At 59.7% G+C, this 14,874-nt stretch carries 17 protein-coding genes and 3 pseudogenes; 7 read left to right on the forward strand and 13 right to left on the reverse strand.

What is annotated here, in order from left to right:
* Positions 1–235: 235 nt before the first annotated feature.
* The 7 genes and pseudogenes from AB7535_RS40495 to AB7535_RS40525 all read right to left on the reverse strand — a co-directional run bounded on the left by AB7535_RS40495 (position 236) and on the right by AB7535_RS40525 (position 7,953).
* On the reverse strand, positions 236–1,669 hold the full coding sequence (locus tag AB7535_RS40495; protein WP_439037697.1) for an HWE histidine kinase domain-containing protein: 1,434 nt from the start codon (positions 1,667–1,669) through the stop codon (positions 236–238).
* Between the two features lie 450 nt (positions 1,670–2,119).
* Positions 2,120–5,233 carry a GAF domain-containing protein gene (locus tag AB7535_RS40500; RefSeq protein ID WP_439037698.1) on the reverse strand — a complete coding sequence of 1,038 codons (3,114 nt, stop codon included), beginning with the start codon at positions 5,231–5,233 and terminating at the stop codon, positions 2,120–2,122.
* Between the two features lie 767 nt (positions 5,234–6,000).
* On the reverse strand, positions 6,001–6,222 hold the full coding sequence (locus tag AB7535_RS40505) for a hypothetical protein (protein WP_354134887.1): 222 nt from the start codon (positions 6,220–6,222) through the stop codon (positions 6,001–6,003).
* A 15-nt stretch (positions 6,223–6,237) separates the two neighbouring features.
* Entirely contained in the window at positions 6,238–6,555 is a 318-nt protein-coding gene (locus tag AB7535_RS40510; RefSeq protein ID WP_439037699.1) for a hypothetical protein, read from the reverse strand.
* A gap of 70 nt (positions 6,556–6,625) precedes the next feature.
* Positions 6,626–7,084 (reverse strand): small heat shock protein HspD, encoded by a 459-nt coding sequence (gene hspD, locus AB7535_RS40515; RefSeq protein ID WP_166096484.1) that lies wholly within the window; start codon positions 7,082–7,084, stop codon positions 6,626–6,628.
* Positions 7,085–7,261: 177 nt separating this feature from the next.
* Positions 7,262–7,372: pseudogene (locus AB7535_RS40520) on the reverse strand (DNA ligase); the annotation flags it as partial.
* 311 nt (positions 7,373–7,683) lie between these two features.
* Positions 7,684–7,953, reverse strand: coding sequence for a hypothetical protein (locus AB7535_RS40525; RefSeq protein ID WP_354134885.1), 270 nt, complete (start codon positions 7,951–7,953; stop codon positions 7,684–7,686).
* A 26-nt stretch (positions 7,954–7,979) separates the two neighbouring features.
* On the opposite strand from AB7535_RS40525, the gene AB7535_RS40530 reads away from it, so the two are divergent.
* Positions 7,980–8,105: a hypothetical protein gene (locus AB7535_RS40530; RefSeq protein WP_439037700.1), complete on the forward strand. Its 126-nt coding sequence runs from the start codon at positions 7,980–7,982 to the stop codon at positions 8,103–8,105.
* A gap of 511 nt (positions 8,106–8,616) precedes the next feature.
* On the forward strand, positions 8,617–8,877 hold the full coding sequence (locus AB7535_RS40535; protein ID WP_354134883.1) for a hypothetical protein: 261 nt from the start codon (positions 8,617–8,619) through the stop codon (positions 8,875–8,877).
* 192 nt (positions 8,878–9,069) lie between these two features.
* Here AB7535_RS40535 and AB7535_RS40540 read toward each other — a convergent pair whose 3' ends face one another.
* The 3 genes and pseudogenes from AB7535_RS40540 to AB7535_RS40550 all read right to left on the reverse strand — a co-directional run.
* The gene (locus AB7535_RS40540; RefSeq protein ID WP_439034342.1) at positions 9,070–9,435 is read right to left on the reverse strand and encodes a hypothetical protein; all 366 of its coding nucleotides are present in this window, start codon (positions 9,433–9,435) and stop codon (positions 9,070–9,072) included.
* On the reverse strand, positions 9,407–9,625 hold the full coding sequence (locus AB7535_RS40545; RefSeq protein WP_439037701.1) for a hypothetical protein: 219 nt from the start codon (positions 9,623–9,625) through the stop codon (positions 9,407–9,409). Before AB7535_RS40545 ends, AB7535_RS40540 begins: the two co-directional genes overlap by 29 nt.
* 156 nt (positions 9,626–9,781) lie before the next feature.
* Positions 9,782–10,016 (reverse strand): annotated as a pseudogene (locus AB7535_RS40550) (IS5/IS1182 family transposase); the annotation flags it as partial.
* 355 nt (positions 10,017–10,371) lie between these two features.
* Between AB7535_RS40550 and AB7535_RS40555 the strand changes: the two are divergent.
* The 5 genes and pseudogenes from AB7535_RS40555 to AB7535_RS40575 all read left to right on the forward strand — a co-directional run bounded on the left by AB7535_RS40555 (position 10,372) and on the right by AB7535_RS40575 (position 12,514).
* On the forward strand, positions 10,372–10,668 hold the full coding sequence (locus tag AB7535_RS40555; protein ID WP_439037702.1) for a hypothetical protein: 297 nt from the start codon (positions 10,372–10,374) through the stop codon (positions 10,666–10,668).
* A 41-nt stretch (positions 10,669–10,709) separates the two neighbouring features.
* A complete protein-coding gene (locus AB7535_RS40560; RefSeq protein WP_354134880.1) occupies positions 10,710–11,330 on the forward strand; it encodes a hypothetical protein in 621 nt (206 codons plus the stop codon).
* 67 nt (positions 11,331–11,397) lie between these two features.
* Positions 11,398–11,846, forward strand: a pseudogene (locus AB7535_RS40565) (YidB family protein).
* Between the two features lie 26 nt (positions 11,847–11,872).
* Complete coding sequence (locus AB7535_RS40570; RefSeq protein WP_354134879.1) at positions 11,873–12,136, forward strand: GlsB/YeaQ/YmgE family stress response membrane protein; 264 nt, start codon at positions 11,873–11,875, stop codon at positions 12,134–12,136.
* Positions 12,137–12,322: 186 nt separating this feature from the next.
* Positions 12,323–12,514: a CsbD family protein gene (locus tag AB7535_RS40575; protein ID WP_354134878.1), complete on the forward strand. Its 192-nt coding sequence runs from the start codon at positions 12,323–12,325 to the stop codon at positions 12,512–12,514.
* A 202-nt stretch (positions 12,515–12,716) separates the two neighbouring features.
* Here AB7535_RS40575 and AB7535_RS40580 read toward each other — a convergent pair whose 3' ends face one another.
* The 3 genes from AB7535_RS40580 to AB7535_RS40590 form a co-directional block, all read right to left on the reverse strand.
* Entirely contained in the window at positions 12,717–13,136 is a 420-nt protein-coding gene (locus AB7535_RS40580; protein ID WP_354134877.1) for a hypothetical protein, read from the reverse strand.
* Positions 13,133–13,282, reverse strand: coding sequence for a hypothetical protein (locus AB7535_RS40585; protein ID WP_439037703.1), 150 nt, complete (start codon positions 13,280–13,282; stop codon positions 13,133–13,135). Before AB7535_RS40585 ends, AB7535_RS40580 begins: the two co-directional genes overlap by 4 nt.
* A gap of 163 nt (positions 13,283–13,445) precedes the next feature.
* The gene (locus AB7535_RS40590; protein WP_439037756.1) at positions 13,446–14,669 is read right to left on the reverse strand and encodes an OpgC family protein; all 1,224 of its coding nucleotides are present in this window, start codon (positions 14,667–14,669) and stop codon (positions 13,446–13,448) included.
* Between the last annotated feature and the right edge of the window lie 205 nt (positions 14,670–14,874).

Consider the following 14,874-nt stretch of genomic DNA (forward strand, 5'->3'; position numbering starts at 1 on the left):
CTCCGTCGTTCTGGGCAGAACAGCGCTTCAGCGAGGACGCAGGGAGAAAGGGAGGCATGCCAAGCTATCAGGTTTATGAGGTCGATGCGGAGGGGCACAAGTGTTGGATGGCGCAGAAGCCCGCGACCGTTGACATCGAGCTCGACGAGTTTTGTGATGGTGCCACATTATAGGTGTTTTACCGACGCGTCTGTCGGCAGAGCCAAGCTTCGCCGTGTAAGTCAGACCAGCAACATCAAACGGCCGTCTGCGGTCGTGTCTCGATCGCCTCAAGCGCGGCGGTGATCGAGCAGACAAGCCCCTCCGGCGCGAAGTCGAGCCGGATTTTCCCGTTCACGTCGCGGCTTGCATGTTCGATCAGGCGGCTGCCGAACCCGCGGCGAGTCGGCGGAGAAACCTGCGGGCCGCCGCTTTCGCGCCAGCTCAGATTGAGCATCTCCTCCTGCACACGCCAGCGAAGCTCGACCCGGCCCGAGGGCCGTGAGAGCGCTCCGTATTTTACGGCGTTGGTGGCAAGCTCGTGCAGCGCCAGCGAGAGTGCCAGAGCCTGGCCGGGGGAAACATCCAGGGAAGGCCCCTCGGTAAGGATCTGATCCGTGGCGAAGGGCGCGACCGCCCCCGCAGCGAGATCGGCGATATCGGCGCCCTTCCAACTGCGGGCAGTGAGCAGATCGTGTGCTCCGGCGAGGACAACGATGCGTGCGTCGATCGTCCTGCGGGCCGCCTGCACATTCGTCGCGTCCCGAAGCGTCTGATTGACGATCGATTGCACGGTGGCAAGGCTGTTTTTGACGCGGTGATTCAGCTCGTTGGTGAGCAGGCGCTGCAACTCCTCGGACTTCTTCAATTCAGTCAGATCGCGGCTCGCGCCGGCGATGGCGACGGGTTGGCGCTCGGCGCCGCGCCCTTCGAACTCCACGAGGCCCCAGGCACTCAGCCAGCGCCAGCTCCCGTCAGTCTGCTTCACCCGGTACTCAACCTCATAGCGTCCGTCGCTTTCGGGATCGATCGCTCTGGCGACGCGGGCCCACATCAGATCCATGTCGTCCGGATGGAACTTGGCTTCAACGCCGGCCGTGTCGTGGAGGAAGCGCGCCTCAGTCAGACCATAGAGCCGCTGGGCGTTCTCATCGTAGACACAGACGTTGTCTGCCATGCTGTAGCGCCACGTGCCCATCTTCGAAGCGACCATCGCGAGATCGAAGGTACGCTGCTGACGCTCTAGTGCCAGCCGCATGTCGTGCTCATGCGTGACGTCCAGGAAGCAATTGATCCCTCCGACGACCTGGCCGCCAGCGTCGCGCATGGGCGCAACATTGACGCGCGCCACCCATCGCCGTCCGTCGGGATTTCGCACCACGGCCTCGGCGCCTTCGAAGCTCTCCCCCGCCAGTACGGCCCGCGCCATCGGCGTTTCGTGGGGCGAAATGAAATCGCCTTGCAGGGTCTCGAGCCAGAACGAGCCACAGAACTTCTGCTCGGGATCGAGCAGCTTCGGAGCGCGTCCCCAAAGCTGGATCGCCCGCTCATTGACCCTCACGATCCTTCCCTCAATATCGCAGGCATATACGCCGATCGGCAGCGCGTCGAGGACGGTCTGGTCGAGTGATAGGAAAGACGCAAAGAGAGCGGGTGTCCGGGCAGGCAGGCTGAAGTTCAGAAGCGACATCGCTCTAGGCTATCAGAAAGTGTAGCGGCAACCAATGCAGCCGCCTGAAGCTTATTTCCGGAGCGATAGGAACCTGTCTGAGCCGGCCGCGTTTCTTCCGGTTTAATCGGACGAGTTCGAGGCGAGGTCCGTCAGTTTCGCAAAGCTTCCAGAGGCGTTGTTCAGCGAACGTCAGGCTTGCCCTCCGAGCGGCATGGAGGAGGCGGGGGCCCCGAAAGGGCTTGGAGTCTGCTCAATCACAGCTGGTCCCGGTAGTGAGCTTTACCGTGCTGCAAGAAGTCGGGTCAAAGGCAGGGGGCGGTCTCTGAGTCGGACCACTTCTGCACGAGCTCTTGCTCCAGACATGTCTCTGGAGTGTGCTATCAAGCCGATGCACCAGAGAGCTTACGCCGAACTGAACAAACAAACGTAGCAGCGCGATTCGCGAAGTCGGACAGACCAGCATTGGACCTAGATCTCATCGAGCAGTCCGCGGACCTTCGCCGCTAGGTCTTCGATATTGAATGGCTTGGAAATCAAGTGTCTGCCGGCATCGAGCATGCCATTGTGGACGATGGCGTTGCGCGTATAGCCGGTCGTGAACAGCACCTTCAACCCGGGCAATCGCTCTAAGACCCGGCTCGCCAATTCGGCGCCTGTCGTGTCGGGCATGACCACGTCCGTAAAGAGCAGATCCGGGACGAGTCCGTCGTCGATCTTTCTGATCGCCTCTTTAGCACCTGCCGCCTCGACGACCGTATAGCCCAGGTCACGCAGGCTTTCCGACGAGATATTGCGAACCCGGTCATCATCTTCCACGACGAGGATGGTCTCTTTGTGCAGGCTCGCGCCGATGTTCGCCTTCGGCTCGGGCGCACCCGATGTCTCCTCGACGCCGAAAAAGCGCGGAAGATAGACTTTGACCGTCGTTCCTACTCCCACTTCGGAATATAACTTTACGTGACCGCCCGACTGCCGCACGAAGCCGTAGACTTGGCTGAGACCTAGGCCGGTGCCCTTGCCCACCGCCTTCGTCGTGAAGAATGGGTCAAATGCTTTACCAAGCACGTTTTCAGGCATTCCAACGCCATTGTCAGTGACGGCAAGCAGGACATATTGACCGGGCGTCAGCGCGTATTCACGCGCATACTTCTGGTCTATAGACGAATTGCTTGTTTCGATCGTCAGCTTGCCGCCCCTCGGCATGGCGTCACGCGCATTCACTGCGAGATTTAGCACGACACTTTCCAGCTGAGCGGGGTCAGCTTTGACTCGCCAAACTCCGGCCGCCAGAACCATCTCGAGACGGACGAGTTCTCCCAGCGATCGGTCGAGCAGCTCGCTCATCCCGCCGACCATCTTGTTGAGGTCCATGACCTCGGGCGCAAGCGGCTGTTGGCGTGAAAACGCCAGTAGGCGCTGAGTCAGTGTGGCTGCCCGATTTGCACCATCTATGGCTCCCTCGATGAAGCGGTCCACGTCGATTTCTCCCTTGCCCAGTCGTCGTTTGGCAAGATTCAGACTGCCGATGATCACGGCCAGCATGTTGTTGAAGTCGTGAGCAATCCCGCCCGTCAATTGACCGACAGCTTCCATCTTCTGAGACTGCCGGAGCTGCTCCTCGGCCTTCATACGTTCCGATATCTCCTCGGCTACGCGTCGCTCCAAATCGGCATTGAGGGACTCCAGTCGCATCAGAAGACGCGCGTTGTCGATCGCAGTGGCGGCGTGGCCGGCGATGCCCAGAAGTGTGGTTTCGTGCTCGATTTGAAACTTCCTTGGCTCAGCGTGACCGAAGAAAAGTCCGCCAAGTACTTCGCCCGAACGTGAAATTACGGGTACCGCCAGATATGACCTGACGGGAAGGTGACCTTCCGGCATTCCTTTTCGCGGAGCATTTTTGCCATAGCGCGGATCTTTCAGGATGTCGTCTGATCGCACCACGCCCGTACCCAAGAACGTCGGCTCGAAGACCGCCGTATTGCGTGGCATAGGGAAGTTTTCGAATGCCGATCGTGGTACGCCAGACAACGAATAAAGCATATAGCTTCCACCGTCCGGTGTAAGGACGTTGTAGAAGAAGGCGCCGAATTGAGCCCCCGAGAGCTCGACGCCGGCATCGGTTACGGTCTGAACTATCTTCTCGAGATCTCGTTCGCGGGCCACGGAAGCCCCGGTGTCGTTCAGTATGCGCAGATGGCGCTCGGATTTCTTCTGCGCACTGATGTCCAGAACGGTGCCGATGAAGCGGACGGCCTTTCCTCCCGAAAAGATCGCCTCGCCGGTCGCCGCGATCCAGCGCTCGGTTCCATCCTCGACACCTATGGTTCGGTATTCGATGTTATAAGGCTTGGGAGACGTCGGCTCGAGTGCTTCAGAGACCGCTTCGTGCGCACGTTGCCTGTCGTCCGGATGCAAGCCCTTCAGGAACGCGCCTTCGTAACTTATTTCCGCCTGAGGCGACAAGCCGAACAATTCTTTGCAACGATCGTCCCATCGCAGAACGTCATTGACCGGATCATAGTCCCAAGTGCCTATGCCGGCAGCCTTGTTGGCGAGGCCGAGTCGCTCTGCCGCTTCCCGGGCTGCCTGCTCCGACCGTACACGTTCGATGTGCGCCCACGAGCGTTCGGTCACCTCTGTAAGCAATGCGAGTTCCCGCTTGCTCCACCGGTGCGCTTGCCGATGATGGATCGCCATCAAAGCTGTTAGCCGTCCTTCCTTCACGAAGGGCATGCAAATGGTAGCGCCGATTCCAATGTTCTGGAACGTAGCCGCTTCTTCGGGCGCAATCTCTTTCAAATTGTCATTGATGACCAGGGGGCGGCCCGCTCCGAGCTCGGTTACGGCCTTTTGACCGAAATCGGCCAGGCTATAGTGCCCAAGAATGTGCATTGCCCCTGGTGCCGCCCAATCTCCCCGAATGGTAAAGCCGTCCTCGTCCGGATCCATATCGGCGTAGGCACAGCTCGATACCATCAGATGTTCGCCAAGCATCCTAGTCGTCACAGCTAAAACGCCGTCTGCGTCTCTGGTTTTGGCGGTTTCCCTGTTGAGGGCATCTAGAAACGTCAGGCGAGCCTCGTTTCCCCTGACAGCGACCTCGGCCCGACGACGTTCCACAGCTGTGCGGGTTCGCTCGGCAACTTCGCGCACCAGTTCGAGTTCTTCTGCGGTCCACTCCCGTGGCTCCGCGTTGTTCAAGTACAGGAGTGCCACAACACCGTCGGACTCGGAGATTGGCATGTTGACCAGGGCGCGAGCCGATATTGCTTCAAGAGCATCGGCACGCTCGCCGATACGAGGGTCCTTCTCCGCATCCGCACAGATGACCGTCTCACCGCGCTTCAGATCCACGATGTAGCTACCGTAGTCGCGGAAGCGAAGAACGCCCGCCAGGCTCGATATGCCCGGCGCATTCCAGTCACGGCTTATGGTGATCGTTTCGGCCGATGTATCGACCGTACCGTAGCCGGCCCTGCTGACCCCCAGGCTGCTTCCGAGAAGTTCAGCCGCGGCATACGCAAGAGCATCGGGATCGTCGATCCGACGGATGAAATCGCTCAGGGTGTCAAGGACGGACATGCGGTCGACCGATGGCGTAGCCCGTAACGTCATCGATCCCCCTTTGTCTCTTTGAGCATATTGATTTCTTAATATTTCAGGGGCGTGCCCTGAGCCAGGCGATCCGCAGACGAATTGCATAACGGCGGGCAGCAAGCCCAGGTTCCCCTTCCGGATATGCCTACAAAAAGCAGCTGCTAACCGTGGTTCGGACGGCCGAGGGCGTGAGGCCGAGGGGTTTCCCGAAATCCTGCCAAAGGACCAATTCGCACTGAGCTGGATCATCCGCGGAATGCGCCCTGAGGACTCAGAACAAAGTACCGATGAGGAGTGCCGCGCGACATGAAGCCCATTGCGGCAATCGCGATAACGGAGGGATATCCCTGGATGCTGGGCCGGACTTGCCGACCACGTCTGATGCCCCGTGAATTCAACACGTCGTCATCGTTGCCGTGACGACGCTAAGGGGCCAATTACGGAAACGGAGTCCGTCAGGGAGTGGCGCCTACCCGGCCGCCCCGGGCCGGCCAGAGGATATTGTTGCAGGCCCGCCGCTTTCGGCCATTGCCGGGGAGGAGCCGTAAGCTCATCTTATGGCGCCCACGGCCCCGGATCGATTAATCGGGCTCCGCTTGCGAGCAATAGAAACATCGCCTGATAGCCGCGATATCTCGCGGCCATTCGCGTTCTTTCACGGCCCTTATCCAGGACAGTGCCAGAGTGGTCGCAAACTCGCCATTCCCAACCACGACGATTGCGATCGATCAACATAATCTCCAGCATTGAAGCTAAGCCACCCTGGATGCTGCACCGGGGGTTGGACCGTCGAGATCCAAGGAAAATGGGAAAGTCGTCGTCGATAGCGCATCAATAGCGATTTGCTCCTCCGAGAGTCGCTTCATCAAGAACTCGCGCTCAAGATCTGAGAGCCGAGTGCTCAGCAGGCGGCGGTAGCGGTGGACATTGTTGCGATGGACGCGAAGCCGCGCCAGTTTTTCGTCCGTTGTCATCTGAGGCTCCGAACTTCACGCGGCCGCACGTTCGGTCGAACGGAGACGGGAAGGTTTTCCACCGGGTGGCGTTCGGGGACCTCCGTCCAGGGCGCGCAACGCGTCCAAGATCTCGTCGATCGATACCGGCTTCTTGAGGCCGGCAGGTGCGCGCATCGACGGGCAAGAGGCGATCGCGGACGCGTCGGACGCCCATGATGCCAAGATTGCGCGCTTCTCGGCCAGCGTCAGGGCAGGGTGATCCAGAACGTCTTTGGGTGTCTCAAAGACCGTGCCGGGATGAAGCAGCGCGTCGAAGTCGAAAACGTTGTCGTCAGCGGTCGTCGGCCGCATGGTCCTCTCCTTTTCATTGACGAATGGATGGGAGCCGCACGACTTGCAGCGCGGCTCCATGGCGCCTCTACTAGGCGGCGGCTTTGGCTTCCAGCTTCCGCACGCTGCCGGTCGAGGCATCGCCGATCGCAATCCGGCGCGGCTTCATGGCTTCCGGAATCTCGCGGACGAGTTCGATGGTCAGCAAGCCGTTGTCGAATGCGGCGCTTTTCACCTGGACATATTCGGCGAGGCTGAATTGGCGCTTGAAGGCGCGGTGCGAGATACCGCGATAGAGGAAATCACGTTCGGTCTTGTCGGATTTGCTGCCTTCAACCGTCACCACGTTCTGCTCGGCGGTGATGACGATATCGTCGGGCGAGAAACCCGCCACCGCCAGCGAGATCTGATAGCGATCCTCCGCCAGCCGTTCGATGTTGTAGGGCGGGTAATTGTCCTCGCTGGCCCGCTGAGCGGTTTCTGCGAGGTCGAAGAGGCGGTCGAAACCAATGGTCGAGCGCCAGAGGGGGGCAAAATCGTAGGTGCGCATAGCCAAATCCTCCTAAGAGCAAGATGTCTACGAGCGGCACCGGACACGGTGCCCGTCTCTTGGCCCGGGCCCATGAGGCGCCCGGACACCATCGTCAGATGGCGACAAAAAAATTAGCAAAGCCGGTTTTGGTTTCAAGAGGGGGCTGAAAAAATTTTGCCCCCGATCGCCGCGCCGTTACAGGTCCTCGCGCAACCCCTTGAAGAACGGGTGCCGCACCTTCCCCTCGGCCGACTTCGCTCGGTATTCGATCTCAGCAAGTAGCTTCGGTTCACCGACATACACGCCGGGGATGGACGGTTACGAACTCGCCGAGCGAGCGACGCGTCTTCGCTCGGGGCTAAAGGTATTGCAGCTGTCGGGCTGAGAGCGACGCCGGGAGGGCTTTCCGTTGATCCGAAAACAGTTCTCTGAAGATGAACTGGCGCGCGTCATGCAGCAGACCACGGGCGTCTGCTAGAAGCTTTCGGTCGTCGAACTTACCCCGCCCGCCAGGTCCTCGCGCCGGGCACTGGGCAGCGGCGTCGGCAAGCTCGCATGAGCAAAGCGGGTTGGCCGAAAACCCGCTTCCCAGCACGACCAACGCAACCGGCAGGTGCCTATGTGTCCTTCTCGGTATTCGTGACATAATTGCAGACCGCGTCGGATTCGAGCAGGGTCATCAGCGCGCGACGTGTCAAGGAGTGCGAGGGGTCTTTTGGGATATTTCGCGTGCTCCACTTTTGAAATGCGATCAATACACCGGTATCGGGATTTACAATCTCCCTCCCGGGGCTGGAAGCCGCCGCCTGCGCTTCGTTTAAGCGGGCGGCGTTTTTCTTTTGTAAAGCCGCGCCAACTGGCGGCCCATCTTGGCCGGGTACGAGCATAGTATCCCCCACTGCAAGGGGCTCGCATGTTCGACTTCGATCTATTTTCGAAACGCGAATGGGCGACGATGGTTATCGCTTTCGTGGCTGTAACCGCTCTCGCCCTCTACGGGTTTTTCAAGGTTCTCGACTATCTGGCGCCGCACCTGTAAGGACCGCCTCAGTTGGTGGCCCGCTTATTGATCATTCTTCAGCTTGCGCCGGCCCCATGCGGCTCTTTGCCCTTGAGGTTCAACCTTGAAATCAAAATCAATCATCGTGACAGACAAACCGCCTTCCAACCTTGCTCGGCAGCGTTAACTACCCAGTGATAGGCCGCGAGGCTTATCTCAACGTACGTAAGGAAAAACGAAAGCTGAAGGTCTATCAAGCTCGAAGATGGCGTAGGACGCGTCCTGCGGTCGGATAACTTGATGATCTGGGCTGACATGTGAATTCCTACTACTGGTCTCGGTGATCCCGGCGAATTGCAACATAGCAATAATAGCTTGGTTCCCGGTACCTACGGCCTCGTCAACGATGCGACGCGTCAGTTTGCCGAGAGTATCGGCCTAATCGCGCGCGCCGGACAGTAGGCGACGTAGGAGCCGGTGTGCGAGCTATTCCCTTTGAAGTGGAAAACCGCTAAGAATAACGCTGCAGTTGACGACATCTGGAGGGCCTATGACCGTGGCGACATCAGCATCGACCGAGCCCGAACAGCAGTCTTCGACCTTGCTGGCGGAATTGGAACGCCTGAGTGGGCAAGACGTGGCATTGGCGCGACTGCTCCATCACAGGGATCGACATATCGGTAAGCTGGCCGAAGGCTTCATTGCCATCAACTGGCGGGGGCAGGTGCCTGAAGTGATCGAGCCTGAGGAGCAGCACATCATCGATCTGCTGTGCGAGTACGACGCGGCACTCGCGCATGAGGCGCAATAACTGCGAGGGTGCAATCTGCGCCGACGGCGCGTGTTGCTTGTACGACCTTGGCCGTCCGGTCCATATAGCGTCGTGGTCCCTTGGGTGTCGGTGATCGCGCGGCCAGCGTTGCGCCCCGCGGTATCGTAGAACTGGCGCTGCTGAGCCATCGCATCACCGGAGGCGATCAGAACCAGCAGCGCGATCAGCGCCTCATTTGGACCTCCCGAACGTCTTGTCGGACTTCAGCAGGAACAGACCCTCGTTGCGGTCATCATCGTAGAACCCGATCCAGTAGTATTCCCGGTGGTTAGGCGGTCTCTCGCCGCGGCAGACGAACATCGCGCGATACTCGACATCGGCCCGCGTCGTCGGCCATTGCGGCCTCAGCCCGACAAGTCTGCACCCAGCGTCGTTTCCAGCCTCGTAATGAAACCCGCGCGGGGTGATCTGGATGCCTTCCTCATCCTTCCCGCAGTGCTTCATCATGTGCCGCTCGCCGCACCATCGGCCGTGGAACATCGAAGGCATCTCGGCGGCGTCGGCGGCGTTAGCGGCGAGCAGCAGCAGGCTGCCCAACAGGATGGTCCTCGTCAGTTCCATCACCAATCCTGTTGTTGTTGAAGCAGCCATAGACCCACTTGCTATGATCTCTCGGGAAATAGGTCCATGAGCCGTCTGGATTTTCGGCGACGACACGCACGCGACCATTGAAGTCGGTGAACTGGATTGTCGCGATGTGATCGCGGTCGACCATTTCATAGGCCACGACCGGAAAATTGAAGCTGTCCTTTCGGCTACCTCCTTCTGGCCCAAGGCCAGCAAGGCCCGGCCGGTCCCCAGGGCGTCCCCGGCATTCCGGGCCCGGCGTTCAATTTGGACAAGGTGCTGGCGCTATCGGAAAGCTACAGCGCGTCGTCACTCTCGACTGCACCCGGTTCAAATAGCCGTAGATGTAAAGCTTCAGGAGAACCGAGGGATGGTATGACGGCCGCCCGGTCGCCGCCGGTTCCCCCCTCGAAGCTTAACTCGGCCAAATCGAGTGCATCGACAAACACGTCGATCACCCGAACAGGGTTGCTCTCATCAATGAAATCGTCGAGGCATTCGGGCAACAACGTCGACTGCCCACGATCCGCCTCCGCAACGAAGCGCTTCATCCCAGCCCCCCGCAAATCGTGCGGGAATCATATCGCGCGAATCACATCAAGCGCAGCGTTTTCACACAGCCAGGGTCAAAAGCTGGCGACCGAGGCAAGTACGGTTCCGCGTCCGGTCCACTGCCGATATGCGACTCCCCTCTGATTCAATCGGGGAAGCTCGGCCAAGGGGCGCGCCCGATTTGTAACCTGTCGGGCGGGCGGTACGCCGAGGTCTCGCCGTCAGTCAGCTGGCGCTACGCGATTGCGGATTTGCAGATGCGATCTGTCCCTCATGGCGTGCTTCGTTTACCCGAAACGGGAGAAATAGGAACATCGTACGGGCGTGTTGTGACCGGCCACTAAGGAGGACGACATGAATAAGAAATTTCTTCTGTTTCTAACGGCGGTTTCGCTTCTGACCGGTCCGTCGTTTGCCCAGAATCCGCCGGCGACGGATCGGCCGAACAATAACGCGGTTAACTGCTCGGGCCAGAACAATTCCGAGAAGCCGGTTTCGGGCGCCAACAGTTTTACCGAGGGTCAGGCCAAATCGAAGATCGAAGAAGCTGGCTACACCAACGTGACTTCCTTGAAGAAGGACGACAATGGCGTGTGGCGCGGAAAGGCGAGCAAGGGCGGTGCGTCGGCCGATGTCAGCGCAGCGAAGTGACCCCTCGCTCAACCGCCGCGATAACCGAGAAGGATTCGATTATGACCGTTACGATTTCACGTCTCTACGACAACTATTCCGACGCGCAGCGCGCGGTGACGAGCCTGGAGGCGGCGGGCGTGCCGCATTCGGATTTGAGCATCCTCGCCAACAACTCCGACAACTGGTACAGCACCGACAAGAAGGTCGATCGCGATCGCGATGGGGTCGACGATCGTGCCGAGGGTGCTGCGACGGGAGCTGGCGTCGGCGCGGGTCTCGGCGGCGCCGCGGGCTTGCTCGCAGGCCTCGGGCTGTTGGCGATCCCGGGCTTGGGTCCGGTCGTCGCGGCCGGGTGGCTCGCGTCGACCGCGCTGGGTGCCGCTGCCGGCGGTGCCACGGGTGGCGTGGTTGGGGCTTTGACGCAGGCTGGTGTATCCGATGAGGAAGCTCCGCTCTACGCCGAAGGCGTGAGAAGGGGCGGCACGCTTGTTTCGGCACGCGTCCCCGATGCCGATCGCGCGCGATACGAAGCGATCTTGAACCAATCCGCCGTCAATCTGCGCGACCGGAGCGTGGCTTGGCAGAAAGCTGGATGGAAGAATTACGACCCGTCGGCTCAGCCTTATGGCGCGGACGAGGTGCGCAGGGAGCGCCAACTCTACGGCACCGGCGTGCGGTAGATCAATCCGCGGCCCGCCTTGGCGGTCCGCCTTTTTCTTCCCACAAACTTAAATCGATGAGCCGAACATGAACCGCGGAATGCCATCGATGACTGCCCTTTTTAGTATGCTCGCGATCGCCGGTTACCAAAATCGGGACAAGCTGGCGGACATGTTCCGCGACGCTACTTCCGGTCAGCCGGCGGGCGCCAAGAATTCGCTGAGTAGTATGCTCGGCAAATCTTGGCGGTCTCGTGGGCGGCGGTGGAGTAGGTTCGCTCCTGAACGGCGGCCTCGGCGAGTTGCTCGAGCACTTCAGGCAGAATGGGCAAGGGGGCCCAATCCTGGATCAATCAGGGGCCGAACCGGGAAGTCACCCCGCCCGAACTCCGGCAGGCTATCGGTCCCGACGTCCTTCAAAACTGGAGCAGGACAGGCCTGTCGCAGCAGGAGATACTCGACCGCTTATCGCGCGAGCTTCCTACAGCCGTGGACCAATACACGCCCGACGGACGTCTGCCGGCTCCATCGGCGTGATACCATCGTAAGGCTCGAGGAAAGTCATGAGCATTATTTGGACGATCATCATCGGCTTCGTCGCGGGCGTCATCGCGAAGTTCATCATGCCCGGCGACAACGAGCCGTCCGGTTTCATCCTGACCACGATTCTGGGAATCGTGGGAGCGTTCGTAGCGACTTACCTCGGCCAGGCGCTGGGTTGGTACCGGCCTGGAGAAGGCGCAGGACTGATCGGTGCCATCGTCGGCGCGATCGTCGTGCTGTTTGTTTACGGTATGGTATCTGGTCGAAGCCGTCGGGCCGTTTAGACGGGTTTGGCGGCGAACCTCATGAAGGGAGCGACGGTACCGGCTCAAGGCCCAGCTCTCGGCAATTTCGGCGACGTCGTCGGCATAGCCAGTCACCTTTACCTTTGTGGAAGCGTCAGCGCCGCTTGAGGAACCACTGCGCAACGCTTTTGTTGGTTTATCTTCCAACAGCAAAAGGACACGATTATGGACCGCGAACATGTGAAGGGCGCTGCCGACAAGGCAAAAGGCGCCATCAAAGAAGGTGCTGGCAAGCTCACTGGCGACAAGGACTTGGAAGCCGAAGGCAAGATTGATAAGGCCAAGGGATCCGCCCACAACGCAGTGGGAGACGTGAAAGACGCAGCGCGGGACGCCGCTGACGCCCTAAAGAAATAAGTAGAAGAAAGAAGACCAAAAACTAGCCGCCTCCGGGCGGCTTTTCTTTTTAGACTAGCCGGTCTAGCACAGTGTAGTCGGCGCCATTCACGGGCCTCTAAATTATGAACAGAAGAAGAGCCCAGTCCTGGTGGCGAGGCTCTCCTTCAGCTTTCCATGGTTGCCTCAACAGCCGCCTTTACGGCGACATCGAGTTCAGGGATCATTTGATTTCCCAGGACGTGTTGTGCGGGATGTCCATCGCAAAATAATCGCCAGAGCCAGCCAGCGCAGGCATCGCTATACACGAAAATGGTTCGCTTCCGGTGATGCCCTTATACTTACCGGTACCGCCGGTGATGATATGCGTTCCACAATCCATCTTCGGCTGGGCCTTGTCGAGGTCTCGAGTATCGAAGGTCGAGAAAATCTTGTCGCCGTCGCTGTCGGCAAGCACGCAAGCTCCGTCAATGTATTTCTTGTCTCCGGACGCGACGTTCAGCGCCACGCAGCGTGCTGACATCTTGTCCAGCATCTTCTCTCCCTTCATGTTTTGAGTCGTCCCGACCGCCTCCAGCGTAGTGGCTTTGCCGAGTTCGGCAGTGTCAATGCTCATCAAGGGCCGAAAAATAAAGTGCGTCACATAAGGAGTAGTCCCTTCTTTTCAATCGAATCTCCCGCGACAGCCGCGGGGGCAAAGGACATGAGCGCCGCAGCAAATGCTGTTGCTTTGGTGAGTCTGATCGCTGCGGTGAATGTGGGGGCCATGCGCATGTTGATGACGTTCATGAGTGCCTCCTTAGATCAGGCGGCGGTTCAGGTCTCCGCCGTGAACTGCCGCGAGTTGAAATCGACCTGCGTCTGACGCCGGCGCCGAGCGCCAGCGTGCCCGAGCACCGCGGTTAGGGTGGCGACAGCTCGCCGACCTGGAGCAAGGCGGGCGCGATACCAATTATGGGTCAAGAGCTTCCTTCCGCGTTCCATCCGCAACCTGCCAGCTAGAGAATGCCGGTGCGACCTTCTCGGTCGACTGCCTCCACCCGGGATAATGACCGTGCTTGACGCTGATCCGGTTCAGCAGCATCGCGACGATGATCATCGCCAGGATTCCAGCAAGACTAAGCACGAACTGCATCGCAAGGCGATCCGAGATGTCGAGCAGCGTCAGGTGGCTGGCCAGGGCCAGGGGGACGCCGAGACAATAGATTGGCAGCGAATTCTCGCCACAGCACCTCGCGCAGCGCATGACTGGCGTCGACAGCCCGCGCCAATCCTGAGGAACGGACCGTAGCACCACAATTGCAAGAGCCAGGAAATGCAGCAGCCGGAACGGACTGAGATTCGATTTATCTAGCGGGAAGAGCAGGTTCGTCAAATTTTGCGGGACCAGCGGTTTGCCGCTGCAACTCAGCGTCAGGACCAGGCCAAAAACCAGATAGACAACAGCAAGAGTAAGCGTCGTGCGCGACGTCACCCAGGGCCAGACCCTCTCCCCTCCGATGACGCACCAGGCGCCCAGCACGATCAAAAGCTGCCAAGCCAACGGGTTGAAGAACCAGGCGCCGCTGGGCCAGGCTGGAACGCTCCAGCCGAAGATGTGCACGAGCGCATAAAGCAACAGCGAAACACCAAGCGTAACGTTTGGTGCACGCAGCAGCAGCCACAACAGCGGCGCGAACAACACGTGAAAGATGACGAAAGTCGGCAAGACGTCGGTGTTGACAGGGCGATATTGCAGGATTGCGGCATGCGCAAGCGTCGCGCCCGGATGATCGAGCAGAATCCGCGTATTGCTCTCGTCGGCAAGCCGATCGTTGCCCGCGAGGTAGACGAGGACGGTGCAAGCGAGCGTGAGCAGCAGAAACGCGGCATAGATGTCCCATCCCCGCCGCAGCGAACGACCAATCATGCCGCTCCAGCCCTCGCGCTGACGTGCCCTGCCGTAGGCCAGCGCGCAGGTCACGCCCGAAATGAACATGAATATTTCGGCGGCATCGCAGAAGCCGTAGTTGCGCGGTGTCAGCCAGCTTCCGATGTTGTTGGGAACATGATCAAGAAAGATCCACCATAGCGCGATCCCTCGACAGACATCGATGCGCAGGTCGCGGCCAGCCCCCCGGAACTCCGGCGGAGTTTCGCCGATCAATCGCTTCGAGGTGTGAGTTCGATCGTGCATCTGTTTGACCTGCCGGCGTGCTCGCACATCGGTCGATGAGAGGCTCCGCTGCTCCGGGCTGGGGGTGTTGCCGAGCGGGGTATCCGACCAAACGATGCGGTTACGAGCCTGAGCTACCTGATGGTTGGAGGCTCTTTCGTTCGCCAACCGGCGCTTTGATTGCCTGGGCCGGAAGCTTCGCCGTCCTCCCAAAACGTTTGCAATA

The sequence above is a fragment of the Bradyrhizobium sp. 956_D2_N1_4 genome, assembly GCF_052076025.1.
Lineage (GTDB): Bacteria > Pseudomonadota > Alphaproteobacteria > Rhizobiales > Xanthobacteraceae > Bradyrhizobium > Bradyrhizobium barranii.

Coding starts and splice junctions, on each gene's coding strand:
- AB7535_RS40530 (WP_439037700.1), top strand. CDS start 7,980: ATGTTCGACTTCGATCTATTTTCGAAACGCGAATGGGCGACGATGGTT.
- AB7535_RS40505 (WP_354134887.1), bottom strand. CDS start 6,222: ATGACAACGGACGAAAAACTGGCGCGGCTTCGCGTCCATCGCAACAAT.
- AB7535_RS40590 (WP_439037756.1), bottom strand. CDS start 14,669: ATGCACGATCGAACTCACACCTCGAAGCGATTGATCGGCGAAACTCCG.
- AB7535_RS40500 (WP_439037698.1), bottom strand. CDS start 5,233: ATGTCCGTCCTTGACACCCTGAGCGATTTCATCCGTCGGATCGACGAT.
- AB7535_RS40560 (WP_354134880.1), top strand. CDS start 10,710: ATGACCGTTACGATTTCACGTCTCTACGACAACTATTCCGACGCGCAG.
- AB7535_RS40585 (WP_439037703.1), bottom strand. CDS start 13,282: ATGAACGTCATCAACATGCGCATGGCCCCCACATTCACCGCAGCGATC.
- AB7535_RS40555 (WP_439037702.1), top strand. CDS start 10,372: ATGAATAAGAAATTTCTTCTGTTTCTAACGGCGGTTTCGCTTCTGACC.
- hspD (WP_166096484.1), bottom strand. CDS start 7,084: ATGCGCACCTACGATTTTGCCCCCCTCTGGCGCTCGACCATTGGTTTC.
- AB7535_RS40575 (WP_354134878.1), top strand. CDS start 12,323: ATGGACCGCGAACATGTGAAGGGCGCTGCCGACAAGGCAAAAGGCGCC.
- AB7535_RS40535 (WP_354134883.1), top strand. CDS start 8,617: ATGACCGTGGCGACATCAGCATCGACCGAGCCCGAACAGCAGTCTTCG.
- AB7535_RS40525 (WP_354134885.1), bottom strand. CDS start 7,953: ATGCTCGTACCCGGCCAAGATGGGCCGCCAGTTGGCGCGGCTTTACAA.
- AB7535_RS40495 (WP_439037697.1), bottom strand. CDS start 1,669: ATGTCGCTTCTGAACTTCAGCCTGCCTGCCCGGACACCCGCTCTCTTT.
- AB7535_RS40510 (WP_439037699.1), bottom strand. CDS start 6,555: ATGCGGCCGACGACCGCTGACGACAACGTTTTCGACTTCGACGCGCTG.
- AB7535_RS40570 (WP_354134879.1), top strand. CDS start 11,873: ATGAGCATTATTTGGACGATCATCATCGGCTTCGTCGCGGGCGTCATC.